The following is an 18520-nucleotide window of genomic DNA, read 5'->3' as shown; positions in this document are numbered from 1 at the left end:
CAGAAGGAATTAGTATAACAAATCAAGGTTCAACACACTGTTGCTTGAATTTGGTAGGATATAAAATTTATAGAGTACCGGGATGAAGTCTTAAAGGAAAGAAATCAAGCATGAGCCCGGAGAACGCCATAGCTAACATTCAAAACATCCATGAATTCAGCCTTCTAACACCTAACCATGAACTGATAACCCATACGCTGCTTCTATCTGACGAAAAACGAAAAGTCAAAGAACGCTTTGGATTTTAATTTAAGGTATCCCGGTGAGAAAGTGAAAACTATATCTAACTTTTCCAATACGTGAGACACTGTCTAACGTATTGAGCTGGAGCCATTATTTTGAAATATTACGGTTAAACGCTGCGTTCGCGGCGGGTTCGCGGCGGTCGCTGCGTTTAAACAGAAGTTTTAATTATCGGAATTTTCATTTATTCAAAACTAAGAATATTAACGGTCGAAAAATTAAGTCGAATTTCCGGGATAAAAGCGATTGTGTTCGTCCATTGTAATCAACTTTTCATTAACAAATACCAACTTTACTTTCATATAACAAGTAGGGTTCACCTTTATAATTGTGGTAGCGTTTTACACCAGATTCGTGAATGGTAATTAAAAATAATTTTATAGCTTTAACAAAAAAAAAACATGTATAATTTTTCCTATTTCAAAGAAAAGGACAAGCAAATCCTGCTGAAGTTCATGGAAGAATATCCGTTGGCATTCCTCACGGGAAGTTTCCTGACCGGCACACAAGTAGCGACCCAGATTCCGGTATTAACGGAAGTACGGGATGGTGATTTATACATCAAAGGACATATCATGCGCAATACCGACCACCACAAGGCATTTATGGAAAACCCGAATGCATTGGTGGTGTTTACCGGTCCGAACTGCTATGTGAGTGCTTCCTGGTACAGCAATCCTCAAAGCGGCTCCACCTGGAATTACATGAGTGTACATATCAGTGGAAAAGTGCGGTTTATGTCCGATGAAGAGCTGGTTCAACTCATGCGTACCTTCACCTTAAAATTTGAAAAAGGGAACACGCAATCCCAAACTATTTTCGACAATCTGCCGGATGAATATAAAAGCAAAATGATGCCGGCTATTACCGGCTTCGAGATTCGTGCAGAGAAAACTGACAATGTTTTTAAATTAAGTCAAAACAGGGATGAGCAGAGTTATCTGAATATTATTTCACAATTGGAAGAAATCGGAGGAAGCAGTGCTTTAGTGGCTATGGAAATGAAGAAAAGAAAAGTAGAACTATTCCCACCCGGTACTGAATGGGATGGTTCAAAATTTGATTCGTGATTTTTTTTGCTGGAAAATAAATTAAAACAGTCTTATTACTTCATTGGTTTATTCAACCGACCCAATGCCTGCGCTGCATTTTTATAATCCGGATTTAAATCCAATGCTTTTTTATAATCCGCAGCGGCGGCGGCGATGTTTCCCTGGGCTTCGTAGGAGAGTCCGCGGTTGAACCAGGCTTCCGGCCAGGTGGGATCAACGGAAATGGCATCATTATAATGTTTGATGGCCTGGTCATACACTTTCAGATATTGGTAGTGAATATATCCTAAGGCATAATGTGCACGTGCGGCTTTGGGATTCAATTGCACCGCGCTGGTATAATCCTGAATGGCTTTATCATAATTCCGCTCGTTTTCCTGATACCATAAGCCACGACCATAAAATGCATCTACACTTTTGGCATTGACGCGTAAAGCTCCGTCATAATACTGCACGGCGAGCTTATTGTTCTTCGCATGAAAGATCATTGCCAGTTGAAGATAGGCATCGTAATAATCGCTCTTCTGTTCAATACAGGTCTGGAAGCTGGACACTGCTCGCGTGGTATCACCCATATCGCGGTAACACATTCCTTTCATGAAATACGCTTTGGGATTGGTGATGTCTAATTTCAACACGCCATCGAGATACTGTATCGACTCTTTGTATTGTTGAGCGATAAAGTACAACTCCGCTAGTTTTTCATAGGCCAGTTTGTTGGAAGGATCAAGCGAGATGCATTTCTCCAATGCTGCTTTTGATTTACCGGGCTTTGATGCGGCCAGATGGACATCGGCGAGAGTCAGAAAATAATCTGCTTTCGTAGTATCTAAGGAAATCACCTTCTCCATATCCAGCATGGCATTGGCAACATCTGTACTTTGTAAATGTAACTTCGCCCGCTCATGGAAAAGGCTTGCATTTTGAGGGTCGGTGGCAATTTTAACTGAGAGAGCAGCTATCTGTTTACCGAGTGGTGTGGTATCCTTGCCAGCCAATTCTTGCTCGTCTTTTTCCGACTTTCTTGAGCAGGAAGAAATTGATACCTGCAGGATCGTCATAGAAAAAAGCAGCAATAACAGAGGGGTGCTCACGCAATTTCTAAAATCATTAATGCTCTTCATAGTTTCATCTAAACAAAGCAAAAGTAATAAAAAGGCAAACGCCGGTCGAAACACTGTATTTTCAATGACTTACACACCTTTTTCTCTCACCCCTAATTATAGTGAATCCACTGTTTTAGTCTGCAAAAAAATAAAGCAACTTCTTACTTTTGAAGACGAACAATTTGTACTTAATCACATCTCCGATAAACCATGAAAATATCAACATTGTTAAAACAGTTTATAATTATAGCGTTTCTACTTTTTATACATAGTAAATTGCCTGCACAGTGTACCTGGAGAAGTATTTTTAGTGATGGTTTCGAGAATACAAATGTCATTCCCGGACTACAACCAGGGAAAACAGTACATACTACACCGCAAACGTTTGCTGCCCATACGGGAACACGATCGATGTATAGGAATTTCGTAAATTGTAATGGCGGAGCAGGAGCTTGTGCCGGAGACAAAGTATATGAAAGGATATTTTCAGTGTGCCCGGGTGTGTCGCTTCGGTTTAACAGTTGGTATACTACTACTTTTTCGGGGATTCAATGCGATGTAAAGTTGGTCATCAGCGATGCAAATGGTCTGGTACTGGATTCCATCCAAAATCTGGTAGCTCCCTACGCTCCTGTCTGGACAAACTACATTACCAATACCTTTACTTCAACCACCAATACCATCGTATTCAGTATGTACACCAATGTGGATGGAGGTAATGGCAACGATTTATCCGTTGATGATTTCAAGCTGGAACATTGCGTGAACCTGAACTCACTGACCGGCTATAATGTTTGTTCAAATATAGATTCAGTAGATCTCTACGATGTTCTCCCCAATGCTCCTGTCAATAGTGGCACATGGCAGGGCCCTTCTCTGCTCAGTGGTGGTTATCTGGGAACATTTATTACCGGAGCCAATACCGGTGGAACGTATATCTATACCAGCAGTCCATATGGAGTTGATTCTACATGTCCGCAAAGAATTGATTCCATTGTTGCCGTACCATTTCCCGCGCCGGTTGTTAATCTGATCAACGACACTGTTATTTGCACAACTCAGACCATTGTAATCACGGCAGGCACCAGCGCTTCAAACACCTATAGCTGGAGTACCGGTGCTACTACGTCGAGTATTACTGCTTCCACCACAAGTTCTGTCAATACTTCAACGACGTATACAGTTACTGTTACTAATCAGGGAGGGTGTACTGAAACGGATTCTGTAACTATTGATTTCATTGTTTGCAGTGGAATGGAAGAAAATGAGTCTGCTGCTCATCTAAGTTTATTTCCAAATCCTGCTACTGATCAGGTACAGATTCATTGGAATGGATCATTCAGAAAAGACACACGGTTTATCCTCGTGGATGCAAGAGGAAGAAAGGTGCTTGAAGAAATTTTAAATACCGAATTTCAAATTATCAGGTTCAACGGCCTTCAAAACGGTATCTATCATTATTCACTGCAGGAAGGTGTTATTCAAAAAGATACCGGCAAACTCTACATCGGTGCAACACCAGGGAAATAATTTTTTTCATCACCCTTACACACTACCGGGAACGCCGATGTCCTGCGGACATACACGGATTAAAGGGATTAGCGCGGATAGGTTTTCATTCTCCTATAATCTAAACTCCTGATTTCGTATTTCGTACATTCCTTCCGGCAGGCATGTTCCGTATTTCGTATTTTCGCACCTTTTAGTAATTCGTATTCGTGTATATCATTTCCCTCCAATATCTCCATTCAAAAAAAAAGGGCAGTGTCGAAACACCACCCTTATCCCATTCAAAACTTCATTTCAATTTTTCGAATGTCAGTTTTCAGTTTAAAAGACTCAACTCATAACTAAAAAAAACTGAAGACATACGTTCAACCTATACGTCCTACTAATTTCGCACTTACACACTTTTTCGTATTTCGTACCTGCCTGCCGGCAGGCAGGTTTCACCCTTTCGCACTCTTTCGTATTTCGCTCTCTCATTTATAATCTTCCGACGATACATAATATTCATCAATACATTAATGTTTTTTAGGGATCGCAGATCTCGTCACATTCTGCGCCGAGACAAGTGACGCTGATTTTTAAGATTTTCGCGGATTAGACTTCGCATGTCTAAACGTTATTCGTATACTTTCGTAGAATTTCGAGTTTCGTATTTTAATTTTTTGCCTTCTCCGCTATCGCCGCTCTGATTTTTGCTTCGATCTCGTCGCAGAGTTCAGGATTGTCTGACAACATCTGTTTAACGGCATCGCGTCCCTGACCGATTTTAGTATCTCCATAGCTGAACCATGATCCTGCTTTCTTGATCACATTATTCTCTACACCCAGATCCACAATTTCGCCCAGCTTGGAGATGCCTTCTCCATACATGATATCAAACTCAGCAGTACGGAATGGAGGTGCTACTTTATTCTTCACCACTTTCACCTTGGTACGGTTTCCTACTACATGCTCTCCGTCTTTGATTTGTCCGATACGGCGGATATCAAGGCGTATAGAGGCATAAAATTTCAGCGCATTACCACCGGTAGTCGTTTCCGGATTACCGAACATCACACCGATTTTCTCACGCAATTGATTGATGAAAACGCAGCAGCAACCGGTTCGGCTAATGCTACCCGTTAGTTTACGCAAAGCCTGTGACATCAGACGTGCCTGAAGTCCCATCTTGCTTTCACCCATCTCCCCTTCAATCTCACTCTTAGGTGTCAACGCTGCCACAGAATCAATGACGATAATATCTATAGCACCGGAACGAATCAGGTTATCTGCTATCTCCAATGCCTGTTCTCCATTATCAGGTTGCGAAATCAATAAATTCTCGATGTCTACACCCAACTTCTGTGCATAGAAACGATCGAAAGCATGTTCCGCATCGATAAACGCAGCGATACCACCGGCCTTTTGTACGTTGGCAATCGCATGAATCGCGAGCGTTGTTTTACCTGATGATTCAGGACCATAAATTTCAATCACTCTTCCCTTCGGATAACCACCAATTCCCAGTGAACTATCTAATGTAATGGATCCGGTAGGAATTGCCTCTACCGCTTCTACTGCCTCATCTCCCATCCGCATGATGGTCCCCTTTCCATAGGTCTTTTCAATCTTGTCGATTGCGAGTTGTAAAACTTTTAGTTTCTCTTTCGCTTCTGATGCTTCTGTTGCCATTGTATTATATTTTGATTGTTATATGACTTTTTGCAATGATTGTATTACAATCAAAGATGCCGTCAACAAATAAAACTATTTTTTTTGGATTAAACGTCAGGGAAATGAATACAAGTATTTAACAAACGGATAATGATATAAACAAAAAGGCCATCCTTTTGGGACAGCCTTTCGTAAAGTATTTATTTTCAATTATTTCTGATCGGGGGCTTTTTTAGCCTTGTCGTAGCGGGTACGGAACTTATCAACACGACCTGCAGTATCTACCAATTTCATCTTTCCGGTATAAAACGGATGACTCATATGAGAGATTTCAAGTTTCACGAGGGGATATTCGTTACCGTCTTCCCACTTGATAGTGTCTTTGGTGTCTACCGCTGATTTGCTCATAAAAGCATAGTCGGTAGAGATATCTTTAAATACGACGAAACGGTAATTTTTTGGGTGGATGTCTTTTTTCATGGAATTAACTGAATGGGCGGCAAAGATACGCTTTTTTTTATGCGAGGCAATAAGTGGTAAAAATATCTGTTAAAATGGTTCCTTGTCTATAAACGGGCAAGCAGTATATTTGTAGCCGAATGCGTCCAAAAACTATCATTAAACATCTGTTTTTCATAATTTTAGCTTCCATCTTATTCCATTCCTGTGAGAAAGATGAGCTATTGACCGATGCCGGGGCAAGACCGAATTTTTCAACGGATACGATCATGTTCGACACCGTTTTTGTCAGTATCGGTTCAGTTACCAAGAATTTCAGGGTCTATAATCCTTACGATAAGACGATGAAAATCTCTTCGATCCGCCTGGCAGGTGGAGCTGGATCTTTATACCGCATGAATGTGAACGGCTTGCCTGGAAAGAGTTTTACGGATGTTGAAATCCGTGGCGGTGATTCGATCTGGATATTTGTTGAAGTAACGATCAACCCGAATAACCAACTCCTGCCCTATGTGGTTCAGGATTCTATCATTTTTGAAACCAACGGCAATCAGCAGGATATTGATCTGGTGGCCTGGGGACAGAATGCCCATTTCTTCGTCGCTAAAAAAGAAAGTGCGAACCTTCCGCCCTATGTGATCATTGATACAACGTTAAACAGCACCACTACCTGGGACGAAACGTTGCCCTATGTTATATACGGTGGCTATGGTGTGATTGACTCCTCTACCACTTTAATCATCAGCGCCGGCACACAGATTCATTTCAGCAATTCGGGTGGTCTCTGGGTGTATAAAGGAGGAACGCTGAAGGTTCAGGGTACCAAGGATAAGCCGGTAGTTTTTCAGGGGTTGCGCCGTGAGTTATCCTTGCAGGAAGAACCCGGACAATGGGACAGGATCTGGATCAACGATGGTGGCATCAATGAAATCGACTACGCCATCATCAAAAACGGATTCATCGGATTGCAGACAGAAACGCTCTTTGATCCTGCCATGCCCGTTTCATTGAAACTAACGAATACGCAGATACGCAATATGAGCGGACTGGGAATTCTGGCCAGAAATTTCAAAATTGAAGGGTGGAACAATGTTGTCTCCAATTGTGGCATCTACACGGCTGCGTTCACGATCGGTGGTGAGTATGAATTTACCCATTGCACTTTCGCAAATTTCTGGCGCTTTGGACAAAGAAGTACGCCTGCCATGTACCTGAATAACTTTGCTATTGATCAGAATGGACAGCCGGTGGGGGTAGATATGACAAAGGCAGAATTTAAAAACTGCATCATCTACGGCAACAATGATAACGAGCTGGAACTCGAATTTGAAGCGGGTGTACTTGCGAACCATAACTTCCGTAACTGCATTATCAAAGCAGATAACACCACACCTACGACTGATATTCTCCATTTTGAATCCATTTACCGTAACAACGATCCTCAGTTCAAAAATACTTTTGACAATAATCTAAAACTGGATACCCTGGCTTTCGCCCGTGAAAAAGGAAATCCACTATTCATCAACTTTTCTGCAATTCCTCCAATGAACATCGACATCGATGCAGTATCGAGACCAACAGGTGGTACTAACCCTGACCTGGGTGCTTACGAAAGAGATTAAACTAGAACCTGATCTCGTCACATTCTGCGCCGAGACAAGTCACACGGATAAAATGGAATTTCGCTGCTTTTATCTGTGTAAATCCAGTAAATCCGCGTATTCCGCGTTCCCGATAAAGCTATATGCTCAATAGAAATTTCATAGTATCCACTCCGTCGGCGTAGTCGCTGAGTCCGGGTTGTTGGGAAGTACCGAAGGGCAAATAAGCTTTCCCGATAATACATTGCATTAAATCTTTCTCTGCTTCCAGTTTCTTCATCAACTCATACTTAGATGAATACACTTCATAGTGCAAGACAGAAACCGGAGTTGCCAGGGCCTGATGTTCGCGCAGTAGCAGGAAATTATTGGTCAGAAATTTTTCGTTGTTCAACATGAATAAAGCGTTATGATAATCGAAATTATTCATGTACTTATTGTGCTGCATCAATGCTTCTCCATAAATCTCTATAGCTCTGAAAAAACCATCAAACTGATAATTTTCGGGCACATATAGTTTGGAAACATTCCTGCAACCCAGACCGAAATAACTAAAAATATCTTCCCCTAAATTTCTCAACTCCGTTTCCGTCTCGCTCCCTGTAAGGACCGCCACCGAATTCCTGTTTTTGCGAATGACATGAGGATATTTCCCGAAATAGTAATCAAAATACCGTGAAGTATTGTTACTTCCTGTAGCTATAACGGCATCTATATCCCCAAATCTCTTCTCCAACTTGAAATAATTTGACATTTCAGGAGCCACCTGCAACAGCACTTCCAATAAAAACGGAATGAGTACCTCATCATCCGCGGAGCATTTAACAATGGCCTTATGTCCGCTGAGGAGAACGCAGATTAAATCATGAAAACCGACCATCGGGATATTTCCGGCCATAATAATCCCAATATTTTTAACACGAATCGACTCGCTGTCAGGCAATTTATAGGCACTAGTCCATTTTTCAAGATTATGCTTTTCCAATAATTTAGTCCATTGAGAAATGGCGCTGATCGTGTTGGCAGGAATAAACCATGGATTCTTTCTATAGGCCTGTTGCACAATGTTATTCAAAGGGTTACCCGTTAATTCACCACCGGATTCCATCTCTTCCAGCATTGCCGCTACTGCATTTCCCAATCGGACTAATGCTTCAATTCTTTCTGTTTTTTTCATAGAATCCTAAACTTTTATCGGACTTGAAACAATTGTGATTATTTTTGTGTTCAACTCACAACAAAAATATTGCTTTAAATCCTCTTATCGTATGGCAATCAAAATAACTGACGAATGTATTAACTGCGGTGCTTGCGAGCCCGAATGTCCTAATAACGCGATCTACGAAGGTGGCGCTGAATGGCGATTCTCGGATGGCACTTCTGTCAAAGGAATGTTTAACATGTTAGATGGCAGCGCAGTAGATGCTGATGCTCCTCAAACTCCGAAATCGATGGATGTCTATTATATCGTTACGGATAAATGCACAGAATGTGTAGGCTTCCACGATGAACCACAATGCGCGGCCGTATGTCCGGTGGATTGCTGTGTGGATGACCCTGACTTCCGTGAATCAAAGGAAGAACTTACGGCGAAAAAAGAAAAAATGCACGCTTAATGCGTTCTTATGATATTAAAACCCTGTATGGACTTCCGTACAGGGTTTTTCCATTTTCACCCCCTCCTTTCTCACAATGATTCCATTAAATTTGCGTTCGTTTCAATGATCACGTCTCGCACCTTTCTTCTGCTTTTATTACCTCTGATGCAGCAATTCAGTCTTGCGGCTTCGGACACGCTGGCGTTGCAACCGGCAGTAAAAAGATTAATAGTCCTTGGAGATTCCGTTTTAAAGGGAAGTAATGATTCCATACGGGAAAAATACAATCAAACGTTTTCATTGGCACTTGATAGTATCCTGCATGTAGCCGGGGGTGCTGAATTAAGTTTTTCGCAGGTGAAGGCACTTTCGGTGGCAACATCTTCCGATAAAAATGTGAAAGCACTTACCTGGTTAGTACAGTTAAATCGCGGTACGCAGTATTTTTATTATGGATATATTCTTTACAAGTCAGATCCAAAGGCAGCAATGAAAGTAGTGAAGCTGGAACAAAATTCTTCACTGAACAGAGAAGAGTTGGAAATGCTTAAATCCGATTCGGCAAACTGGCCGGGATGTATTTATTACGACATTCATCTTGAAAAATACAAGAAGAAAAACTACTATATGTTGTTAGGATGGGCTCCTCAGAGTAACTTTATCACCCGAAAAGTAATTGAACCTCTGGTAGCAAGTCCCACGAAACTCATCATTGGAGCACCGGTCATAAAAGCAGGAGGAAAAGCCCGGACGCGACTTGTTTTTGAATACAATGCGCAGGCCACGATGAGCCTTAAATACAATGAAAAAGTAAAGATGATAGTGATGGATCATTTATCCTCCTCCGATCCCCGACCGGAGTCGAAAGGAATGTATGCGCTTTACGGTCCGGATCTCAGTTATGATGGATTAAAATTCAGCAAAGGCAATTGGTTGCTGATGAAAGATATAGATATCAGAAATAATTAACCTCATTTTTCAAGAAAAGAAATACTAAATCTGAAAAAGGTTAAAATCTCAAAATCCAAATTGCTTTTTCCTTGTCTATTCAGTGAATTCCTGCTTACTTTGGTGGTTGAAAACGATAACGTAGAGAAATATAAAATCTCCCATAAAAAATGAAAAAACACAATTTCGGAGCAGGTCCCGGCATTTTACCGGCATCAGCTATACAAAAATCAGCCGCTGCAGTTCTGGACTTGAATAATATCGGACTTTCCATTCTGGAAATTTCACATCGCAGCAAGGACTTTGAACCGGTCTTGCAAAACACAAAAGCTCTGGTGAAGGAATTATTGGGTGTACCGGATAATTATTCGATTCTATTTCTCCAAGGTGGTGCCAGTACTCAATTCGCCATGGTACCGATGAATCTCCTGCATAAAAAAGCGGCCTATGTCGACTCAGGCGTTTGGGCCAATAAAGCTTTAAAAGAAGCGAAATTATTCGGAGAAGTAAATGTGATTGCTTCCTCTAAAGATAAAAACTACAACTACGTTCCAAAAAACTATGCAATTCCGACAGATTGTGACTATCTGCATGTCACTTCCAACAATACGATTTACGGGACGCAGATGAAACATTTTCCGGATAGTCCGATTCCCGTAGTTTGTGATATGTCGAGTGATATTTTCAGTCGCCCGGTTGATGTTTCAAAATTTGATTTGATTTATGCCGGTGCGCAGAAGAATATGGGCCCGGCAGGAGTAACGCTCGTGATCATCAAAAATGACATTCTCAAAGAAGTCCAACGGGTTGTTCCAACGATGCTGAAATATGCGACACATATCGAAGGCGACTCCATGTACAATACACCTCCTGTATATTCCATTTATGTGTGTATGGCAACGCTCGAATGGTTGAAATCCATCGGAGGTGTACCGGCTATTGAGAAAATTAATCAGGCGAAAGCAGATTTGTTTTATGGAGAAGTAGATGCCAATCCATTATTCACCGGCACCTGCGAGAAGGAAGACCGATCGCATATGAATGCCTGCTTCCTGCTTAAAAACCCTGAGCTCGACGACGATTTCATGAAGATGACAAAGGAAGCCGGAATCATTGGTATCAAAGGCCACCGTTCTGTCGGAGGATTCCGTGCCTCGATGTACAATGCATTGCCGCTTGAAAGTGTACGGGTACTCACACAAGTGATGAAAGAATTTGCATTAAAAACCGCATAGCTTAACGAGAGCAGCAAGCTGCTCTCGTTAAGCTGTTGGCTCCCGGCTACCGGCTTCCGGCTTTAGTTTAAAGACAAAATGCATAATATCGATGATTCCTTTCATATGGCAAATTACCGGTAACGTTATACAACTCTACACCTCAAGACTCAATGCCGGTAGCCGGTAGCCGGAAGCCGGTAGCCGGTAGCCGGTAGCCTTAATTTGCAAAGTAAAAATATAGTATTAATATAAATTGCAGGAGCATAAAAGATGGCAAAAATTCTCGCTAATGATGGCATTGACAAAGCCGGCAAAAACATTCTGGAAGCTGCAGGAATTGAGGTAGTCACGGATAAGGTGGCTCAGGAAAATCTTCCCGAAGCTTTAAAAAACTTTGACGGCATATTAGTGCGTAGTGCCACAACCGTTAGGAAGGATTTGATTGATGCTTGTCCGAACCTGAAGTTAATAGGTCGCGCCGGTGTGGGTATGGACAATATTGATGTCGCCTATGCCAGGGAAAAAGGATTAAAAGTCATCAATACGCCGGAAGCTTCTTCCGAAAGTGTAGCCGAATTGGTTTTTGCACACCTGTTCACAATGGCGAGATTCCTGCACGATGCCAACCGCAATATGCCCGGCAGTGACTCAAAGGAGCGCTTCAACGAACTGAAGAAAAATTATTCTGCCGGCATTGAATTGAAAGGAAAGACACTTGGCATTATAGGTTTTGGGAACATTGGACAGGCTGTTGCCCGAATGGGCATAGGTTTAGGAATGACGATTTTACCATTCAAGCTACGTGCGGAAGATGTTAAAATCGAAATTGACTTCTTCAGAACAGTCACCAATGCGAAACTTGTGTTGACGATGAAATGCGTCCCCTTTGAACAACTATTGTCTGAAAGTGACTTCATCACATTACATGTTCCGTTTCCGAAAGGAGCCCCCCCTATCATTGGTAAAAGAGAATTTGAAATGATGAAAAAAGTGCTTTCATCGTCAATACTGCACGAGGTGGTGCGGTGAATGAAAACGATTTATTACATGCACTTGACAACGGCATAATTGCCGCTGCAGGACTTGATGTCTTTGAAGGCGAACCCCTCATCAAAGAAGCACTTCGCAATCATCCTAAAGTTTCCTTAAGCCCGCATATTGGCGGTTCCACAGCAGAAGCACAACAACGCATAGGCATTGAAATCGCAGAAAAGATTGTCGCCTATTTCAACGCGAAATGAAAGGTTTAAAGTTTAAGGGGCTCCCATGAAGCGTATCGCTTTTCGCGATTCTGCTTCATGGTTTAAGGTTTAAAGTTTAAGGTTCAAGGTTTAAGGTTCAAGGTTTAAAAGATTCTAATTTGCAGGTTTTATGACTATTTTCGAATCTCGAAATTTCATAATTTTTCCGTTTTCGTACACCCTCATAGATTCGCCTTTTTCGAACAATCGCCTTCTTCACACATTCGCCCTCTTTGCACATTCGCCTTTTTCGCTCATTCACCCACTTCGCACATTCACCTTCTTCGCACATTCACCCTTTCGTACATTCGTACTTTCGTACATTCGTACTTTCGCGGATTCGCACTTTCGTAATTCGTATATTCGTATCCCTGAAGCAGAGACCAGAAAGATGAGGGATCTCATCTTTTTGGTCACGCTTCAGGGAATATTCGTAATTTCGTAACCCCAATAGATAAATTCTATACTCAAGACAAAGCATTATGGCAATATTGAAAGCATTTAAAGGCATCCGCCCCACAAAAGAACTTGTTAAACGAGTAGCCTGCCGCCCCTATGACGTGTTGGATGAAAAAGAAGCACGCATTGAAGCCAATGGCGATGAATATTCCTTTTATCATGTTATAAAACCGGAGATTGATTTCCCGGATGGTCATAACGTTTACGCACCTGAGATCTACAAGAAAGGCCGCGATAATTTTGAGAAGATGAAATCGGATGGTGTGTTCAAGCAGGATGAAAAAGACTGCCTTTACATCTACAGCCAGACGATGAACGGCCGCACGCAATATGGAATTGTCGGTTGTGCATCAGTGGATGACTACATGAACGACATCATCAAAAAACATGAACTCACCCGACCCGATAAAGAAGAAGATCGAAAGAATCATGTTCGGGTTGGAAATATGAATGCAGAGCCTGTTTTCTTTGCTTATCCGAATGTTCCCGCACTTGATGCCATCGTTGCTGCAGTTGTCAAAAACACTCCGGAGTACGACCTGATTACTGATGATGGTATCGGACATACCTTTTGGGTGATTGATGATTCCGCTATTGTCAAACAAATTTCTGACCTCTTCGCTAAAGTCCCCTTTACCTATGTTGCGGACGGACATCATCGCACCGCAGCAGCTGCGCTCGTAGGAAAAGAAAAACGAGAGGCCAATCCCAACCATACCGGAAAAGAGGAATACAATTTTTTTCTGGCGGTACATTTCCCCGACAACCAATTACACATCATGGATTACAATCGGGTGATCAAGGATCTCAACGGGATGAGCAAGGAGCAATTGCTCGAAAAATTAGCAGAGAGTTTTACAATTGAAGAAAAGGAAATGCCGAATTCCGTCCCTCTAAATTACATGAATTCAGCATGTACAGTGATGGTAATTGGTATGCATTAACTGCTAAAGCCGGAACATATGATGATAACGATCCGATTGGAGTACTGGATGTGACTATTCTCTCGAAAAAAGTTCTGGAACCTCTTTTCAATATCGTAGATCTGCGCAAGGACAAACGCATTGATTTCGTGGGTGGACTTCGCGGGCTCGGTGAATTAAAGAAGCGTGTGGATTCAGGGAATATGAAGGTAGCCTTTGCGCTTTATCCTGTCACCATGAAACAACTTATCGACATCGCAGATACTGGACAAATCATGCCACCCAAAACAACCTGGTTTGAACCCAAGTTACGCAGTGGGTTAGTGATCCATTCACTCGACTAAATAAAAAAGAGGCTGATCCATAAAGGTCAGCCTCTTTTTATTTCAATTAAATGGGATTTAATCCATTGGATTTCCTTCGTTATTCGTCTCGCTCTTCTCCAGAACGGTTCCCCCATTCAACACATTATTCCCCCCATCCACTTTCACCATATATTCCTCTTCCTGATAGGGAACCACGCAACCTCCCTGATTAGGATCGCAACGGACAAAGCATAGACCGGGATTATCATTTGGGAAAGTGTAGATATCGACGGTCTTGTTAGGATTAAAACTAAAGTTAGCAGATTGTGCTCCTACTGCCAAAGCCGGTACCTGACTTGATGCGACCTGAGTCAATACACTGGTAGCGTTACTTCCAACTTTATCCTTACGATGAAGTGTTACTGTAAACGTTCCAGAGGTGGTATCTCCGCCATTTCGTGCAGCATATACTACAGGGCCCAGCGGTACAGAATGTTTGAACTCCTTACAGGAGTCAATCAATCCACAAAAATAAGTAGCTACTTGTATACCTGTGCCTAGACCCTGACAAAATTCATTGGGTAAGCGCAAAAAGGTTTCATTCTTTGCACCATGAGAAGCACCGGTATTCTTAAACAATGGACGATTCACATTTGAATTTGCCGTGGGACGGGGTTGAAGGTCGGATTGTTTCGGCACAACTACAACCGCAGGTTCATTGGGAACCAAAAAGGAATACACCGGACTAAAAACATAGGGATCCTGACCTGAGCAGCTGCTGCAATTCGTAATTCTCTTTGCAATTCTATAATAAACTGTATTTCGAACAGGAAATCCACCCTTGCCTGATTTAAATGTTGGATAATTCGTTCTTGTGCGGCTTCCGGCAGCCGTGATTACATTTCCTGATCTCGTCTTGGTCATGGTTGATACCAATATATTGGTAGCCGGAACAAAGTTAGCATTAGCTGATGCGAGACTTGGTAAATTATCCAACGCTGTACTAGTTGTGGTAGTATATAATTTATAAGTAACCTTAGGATAACAGGTACTATTACTGGTTTCGTTCTGAGCTACTTTAAATAATTCAGACGTAATCCTAAATGGCAGATTTGATGCCGGTGGTAAAGTAGCAGGATCTGAAGGAGTTCCTACCACAACCCTGGCAACCATTAATGCTAACACTCCGGCAGCTGTATTGCAATCTGCCTGTGCGTTTACTTGCTGACTTTGCACCATGAGGACTGCACAAGCCAGAAATATTTTTATCTTCGTTTTCATATTAATTATTTTTTTCAAAACTAGGATCATCTCACTCTTCTATCAATCCCCTAAAAGGGTGAATATGATGAATTTCCTATGAACACCACATTGAAATTTACTCGTAAATACTCAGTAATTATGCACTATATCCCTTTAACAAATACCGAATATGGCAATACAACACTATGATCTGGTTGCTGATTACATTGAAAGTCTTCTTCATCCCGACCCGACACTAAAAAAGGACACCGCTAAAGAACATTCTTACTTTTTATCAGGAGAGCGAAATCATTTCTTTAAATTGGAAGCAGCATGCAGATATTTAAGAGAAATAGATAATGAAAAAGTATTTGATGAATATTATGACATCTTTAAGGAAGCAGAAGATCAACTCGGACAATATGATCATCACTTTGCATTGCTTTCTGAAATTAGAAAAATCGGTAAACAATGGCCGGCTAAAGTCATTGACCATTTTGAGGACCAACATAAATCATCCGCAAAAAAGCTGGAAAACTATCTTGAAAAGGAAGAATGGATGCAACAAAATCCACCACACCTCATTCGATTCACGAAAGCACTAAAGAGTATGGAACCACTTTCCGGTGATGATTATAAAACAAAAACCGGAAAGTTTCTCATAAAAACTATTGACAAAATTTCAGACAATTACAAAAATGGCAAATTAGATGCTTCAGAAATTGAAGAAGGAGTACATGAGATCCGAAGAAAAATTCGTTGGCTCAGTATTTATACTCAAGTTTGTGGTGGCATGATTCAATTAAGTGACATGAATGTTCCCGAATCCTTTCCTGATCAATACATCGGCTCGGATATACTAAACTCTGATTTCATGAAAATGCCCAAAGCATTGAAAGATGTCTCTACAATTACCATCCGGACAGAACACTTTGCGGCTTTATCCTGGATGATCAACTATCTGGGCAGTCAAAAGGATATTGGATTAAAAATCGTAGCGTGCACCGAAGCATTTAAAGAATCAGGGATCGATGACCTTATGGAAATAGAAAAATTACTCATCCACATCAATCCGGAACAATTAAAACTACGTGACATCACCGATCAGGCAAAAAAAGAGCTTGATCTCTTCTTCCTGAAACATAAGATTTTAGATGGCTTAGCAGATGATATCAAACAGTCGCTAAAATGATTTTAAGAAATAACAACTTCTACTTGAGGAAAATCCATTAATTTTGAAATTACTATGAGAACCAAACCTTCGATTTTACTTCTCCACGGTGCATTAGGTGCCGCATCGCAGTTTGATAAACTGGAAGGTCTTCTATCCTCTGAGTTCGATGTTCATCGCTATGACTTTACGGGGCACGGAGGAAAAGCATTTGCTGAACATCCGCTTACAATGCCCATCCTCGCAGAACATTTGCTCGATCATATCAGTGAATTTCATTTGATCGGAACTTCCGTTTTCGGTTACAGTATGGGAGGATATGCTGCACTATGGCTGGAAAAAAACAAAACCGGTTGCTTTTCATCCATCATGACTTTAGGAACTAAATTTAACTGGAATACGGAGCTTGCTGAAAAAGAGTCTAAACTCATCCACCCGGATATTCTCGAAAGCAAGTCGCCACATTTCATCGATACATTAAAGAAACGCCATTCCCCTAACGATTGGAAAAAAATATCGACGGAAACTTCACATCTCCTCCTGCATCTGGGCAAGCATCCCCTCCTCCATTCCGACTTTGAAAATATAGATTGTCCGGTGCGACTAGCGGTAGGTGACAGAGATATGATGGTTGATCTTGAAGAAACTGCAAATGTATATTCCTCCTTACCCAATGCTTCCCTTCTGGTGATGCCGGAAACACCACATCTACTTGAAAAAGTAAATCACAACTACCTCGCAGAAGAAATTATCAGATTCAATTCGAAATATGGCGTTCAATCAAAAGGTATTTGAAAAAATAAAGAAAGACCTGGAGCCCTACAAGGCCAAACTGGTTGCAGTATCAAAGAAAAAACCGGCATCAGATATTCTGGAAGCTATTCAGGCGGGGCAATTTAATTTCGGTGAAAATTATGTGCAGGAACTTTGTGATAAAAGAGAAGAAGTAAAATCCAAAGGACGATGGCATTTTATCGGACATCTTCAAAGTAATAAAGTAAAAAATATTGCACCTTTTATTCACCTCATTCAAAGTGTGGACAGTGTTAAATTATTAAATGAAATCAACAAAGAAGCCCGCAAATCAGATCGCATCATCGATTGCCTCCTGCAGGTACATATCGCAGCTGAAGAAACAAAATTTGGTTTCAATGAACAGGAAGCCGAAGCCTTAATGCTCTATCCGGAGTTAAGTGAAATGGAAAATATTCGCATTCGTGGATTAATGGGAATGGCTTCCCTAACAAACGATGAAGAGCAGATAAAAAAAGAGTTTACAAGTCTGCATTATTTATTCACCAATTGCCGCTTGATGTCCATGGATCCCGAAGGCTTTGATACCTTGTCGATGGGAATGAGCAGTGATTATAAAATTGCTTTGGATTGCGGAAGTAATATGATCAGGATTGGCAGTATGTTGTTTGGGGAGAGGGATGTACGTTGATCCACTTTGATATAGGTTGATATACTTTGGGATATGTTGACATTTGTTGGGAAATGTTGATATAAATTGGGATATGTTGTTAGATGTTTAAAAATAGATGTCGTGCATTTGCCGTTTAGTTGCGGTAGCGATGAAATGGAGTTGAGGTGGAGTTGAACTGGAGATCAGGTGGAGATGTGGTAGATTCGCGGGTGAGATGCGGTAAATATGCTTTGAAAATGCGACAGATATCACGGAAAGAACCCTGAAGGGGTTGAATATCAAAAACCTCAATCAAAAAATAAATCCTCATGAACACTCAACGTCCATCAACACACCTCTAAGGTCCCATACTAGCGTAAATAGTCTC

15 protein-coding genes and 2 pseudogenes are annotated in these 18520 nt (G+C 41.4%); 11 read left to right on the top strand and 6 right to left on the bottom strand.

The window, feature by feature from the left end:
- The first annotated feature begins 644 nt into the window (after positions 1–644).
- On the top strand, positions 645–1313 hold the full coding sequence (locus tag IPJ86_06985) for an FMN-binding negative transcriptional regulator (GenBank protein ID MBK7887038.1): 669 nt from the start codon (positions 645–647) through the stop codon (positions 1311–1313).
- A gap of 35 nt (positions 1314–1348) precedes the next feature.
- Here IPJ86_06985 and IPJ86_06980 read toward each other — a convergent pair whose 3' ends face one another.
- On the bottom strand, positions 1349–2419 hold the full coding sequence (locus IPJ86_06980; protein MBK7887037.1) for a tetratricopeptide repeat protein: 1071 nt from the start codon (positions 2417–2419) through the stop codon (positions 1349–1351).
- A gap of 192 nt (positions 2420–2611) precedes the next feature.
- Here IPJ86_06980 and IPJ86_06975 point away from each other — a divergent pair, with 192 nt between their 5' ends.
- Positions 2612–3931 (top strand): T9SS type A sorting domain-containing protein, encoded by a 1320-nt coding sequence (locus IPJ86_06975; GenBank protein MBK7887036.1) that lies wholly within the window; start codon positions 2612–2614, stop codon positions 3929–3931.
- 633 nt (positions 3932–4564) lie between these two features.
- Here IPJ86_06975 and recA read toward each other — a convergent pair.
- Positions 4565–5581 (bottom strand): recombinase RecA, encoded by a 1017-nt coding sequence (gene recA, locus IPJ86_06970; GenBank protein MBK7887035.1) that lies wholly within the window; start codon positions 5579–5581, stop codon positions 4565–4567.
- 192 nt (positions 5582–5773) lie between these two features.
- Positions 5774–6043, bottom strand: a complete 270-nt coding sequence (locus IPJ86_06965; GenBank protein MBK7887034.1) for a type B 50S ribosomal protein L31 — start codon at positions 6041–6043, stop codon at positions 5774–5776.
- Between the two features lie 119 nt (positions 6044–6162).
- Between IPJ86_06965 and IPJ86_06960 the strand changes: the two genes are divergently transcribed.
- Positions 6163–7644, top strand: a complete 1482-nt coding sequence (locus IPJ86_06960; GenBank protein MBK7887033.1) for a hypothetical protein — start codon at positions 6163–6165, stop codon at positions 7642–7644.
- A gap of 118 nt (positions 7645–7762) precedes the next feature.
- Here IPJ86_06960 and IPJ86_06955 read toward each other — a convergent pair whose 3' ends face one another.
- Positions 7763–8800, bottom strand: coding sequence for an acyl-CoA reductase (locus tag IPJ86_06955; protein ID MBK7887032.1), 1038 nt, complete (start codon positions 8798–8800; stop codon positions 7763–7765).
- Between the two features lie 91 nt (positions 8801–8891).
- Here IPJ86_06955 and IPJ86_06950 point away from each other — a divergent pair, with 91 nt between their 5' ends.
- The 5 genes and pseudogenes from IPJ86_06950 to IPJ86_06930 all read left to right on the top strand — a co-directional run bounded on the left by IPJ86_06950 (position 8892) and on the right by IPJ86_06930 (position 14353).
- On the top strand, positions 8892–9239 hold the full coding sequence (locus IPJ86_06950) for a 4Fe-4S dicluster domain-containing protein (protein ID MBK7887031.1): 348 nt from the start codon (positions 8892–8894) through the stop codon (positions 9237–9239).
- A 105-nt stretch (positions 9240–9344) separates the two neighbouring features.
- On the top strand, positions 9345–10190 hold the full coding sequence (locus tag IPJ86_06945; GenBank protein ID MBK7887030.1) for a hypothetical protein: 846 nt from the start codon (positions 9345–9347) through the stop codon (positions 10188–10190).
- 149 nt (positions 10191–10339) lie between these two features.
- Entirely contained in the window at positions 10340–11404 is a 1065-nt protein-coding gene (serC, locus tag IPJ86_06940; GenBank protein MBK7887029.1) for a 3-phosphoserine/phosphohydroxythreonine transaminase, read from the top strand.
- Between the two features lie 252 nt (positions 11405–11656).
- Positions 11657–12627 (top strand): annotated as a pseudogene (locus tag IPJ86_06935) (D-2-hydroxyacid dehydrogenase).
- A 482-nt stretch (positions 12628–13109) separates the two neighbouring features.
- Positions 13110–14353 (top strand): annotated as a pseudogene (locus IPJ86_06930) (DUF1015 domain-containing protein).
- Positions 14354–14410: 57 nt separating this feature from the next.
- On the opposite strand, the gene IPJ86_06925 reads toward IPJ86_06930, so the two are convergent.
- Positions 14411–15595 (bottom strand): hypothetical protein, encoded by a 1185-nt coding sequence (locus IPJ86_06925; GenBank protein ID MBK7887028.1) that lies wholly within the window; start codon positions 15593–15595, stop codon positions 14411–14413.
- Between the two features lie 151 nt (positions 15596–15746).
- On the opposite strand from IPJ86_06925, the gene IPJ86_06920 reads away from it, so the two are divergent.
- The 3 genes from IPJ86_06920 to IPJ86_06910 are packed head-to-tail and all read left to right on the top strand — an operon-like array spanning position 15747 to position 18171.
- Positions 15747–16748: a hypothetical protein gene (locus IPJ86_06920; GenBank protein ID MBK7887027.1), complete on the top strand. Its 1002-nt coding sequence runs from the start codon at positions 15747–15749 to the stop codon at positions 16746–16748.
- 54 nt (positions 16749–16802) lie between these two features.
- Positions 16803–17522, top strand: a complete 720-nt coding sequence (locus IPJ86_06915; protein ID MBK7887026.1) for an alpha/beta hydrolase — start codon at positions 16803–16805, stop codon at positions 17520–17522.
- Positions 17497–18171 carry a YggS family pyridoxal phosphate-dependent enzyme gene (locus IPJ86_06910; GenBank protein ID MBK7887025.1) on the top strand — a complete coding sequence of 225 codons (675 nt, stop codon included), beginning with the start codon at positions 17497–17499 and terminating at the stop codon, positions 18169–18171. Before IPJ86_06915 ends, IPJ86_06910 begins: the two co-directional genes overlap by 26 nt.
- A 115-nt stretch (positions 18172–18286) precedes the next feature.
- Here IPJ86_06910 and IPJ86_06905 read toward each other — a convergent pair whose 3' ends face one another.
- Positions 18287–18463, bottom strand: coding sequence for a hypothetical protein (locus IPJ86_06905; protein MBK7887024.1), 177 nt, complete (start codon positions 18461–18463; stop codon positions 18287–18289).
- Positions 18464–18520 lie beyond the last annotated feature (57 nt).

Source organism: Bacteroidota bacterium (assembly GCA_016713925.1).
Taxonomy (GTDB): domain Bacteria; phylum Bacteroidota; class Bacteroidia; order AKYH767-A; family OLB10; genus JAJTFW01.
This window is presented reverse-complemented; position numbering and strand designations above follow the sequence as displayed.

What these genes read in the sequence shown, in the direction of transcription:
- IPJ86_06985 (MBK7887038.1), top strand. Translation starts at nt 645, where the DNA reads ATGTATAATTTTTCCTATTTCAAAGAAAAGGACAAGCAAATCCTGCTG.
- IPJ86_06980 (MBK7887037.1), bottom strand. Translation starts at nt 2,419, where the DNA reads ATGAAGAGCATTAATGATTTTAGAAATTGCGTGAGCACCCCTCTGTTA.
- IPJ86_06975 (MBK7887036.1), top strand. Translation starts at nt 2,612, where the DNA reads ATGAAAATATCAACATTGTTAAAACAGTTTATAATTATAGCGTTTCTA.
- recA (MBK7887035.1), bottom strand. Translation starts at nt 5,581, where the DNA reads ATGGCAACAGAAGCATCAGAAGCGAAAGAGAAACTAAAAGTTTTACAA.
- IPJ86_06965 (MBK7887034.1), bottom strand. Translation starts at nt 6,043, where the DNA reads ATGAAAAAAGACATCCACCCAAAAAATTACCGTTTCGTCGTATTTAAA.
- IPJ86_06960 (MBK7887033.1), top strand. Translation starts at nt 6,163, where the DNA reads ATGCGTCCAAAAACTATCATTAAACATCTGTTTTTCATAATTTTAGCT.
- IPJ86_06955 (MBK7887032.1), bottom strand. Translation starts at nt 8,800, where the DNA reads ATGAAAAAAACAGAAAGAATTGAAGCATTAGTCCGATTGGGAAATGCA.
- IPJ86_06950 (MBK7887031.1), top strand. Translation starts at nt 8,892, where the DNA reads ATGGCAATCAAAATAACTGACGAATGTATTAACTGCGGTGCTTGCGAG.
- IPJ86_06945 (MBK7887030.1), top strand. Translation starts at nt 9,345, where the DNA reads ATGATCACGTCTCGCACCTTTCTTCTGCTTTTATTACCTCTGATGCAG.
- serC (MBK7887029.1), top strand. Translation starts at nt 10,340, where the DNA reads ATGAAAAAACACAATTTCGGAGCAGGTCCCGGCATTTTACCGGCATCA.
- IPJ86_06925 (MBK7887028.1), bottom strand. Translation starts at nt 15,595, where the DNA reads ATGAAAACGAAGATAAAAATATTTCTGGCTTGTGCAGTCCTCATGGTG.
- IPJ86_06920 (MBK7887027.1), top strand. Translation starts at nt 15,747, where the DNA reads ATGGCAATACAACACTATGATCTGGTTGCTGATTACATTGAAAGTCTT.
- IPJ86_06915 (MBK7887026.1), top strand. Translation starts at nt 16,803, where the DNA reads ATGAGAACCAAACCTTCGATTTTACTTCTCCACGGTGCATTAGGTGCC.
- IPJ86_06910 (MBK7887025.1), top strand. Translation starts at nt 17,497, where the DNA reads ATGGCGTTCAATCAAAAGGTATTTGAAAAAATAAAGAAAGACCTGGAG.
- IPJ86_06905 (MBK7887024.1), bottom strand. Translation starts at nt 18,463, where the DNA reads ATGAGGATTTATTTTTTGATTGAGGTTTTTGATATTCAACCCCTTCAG.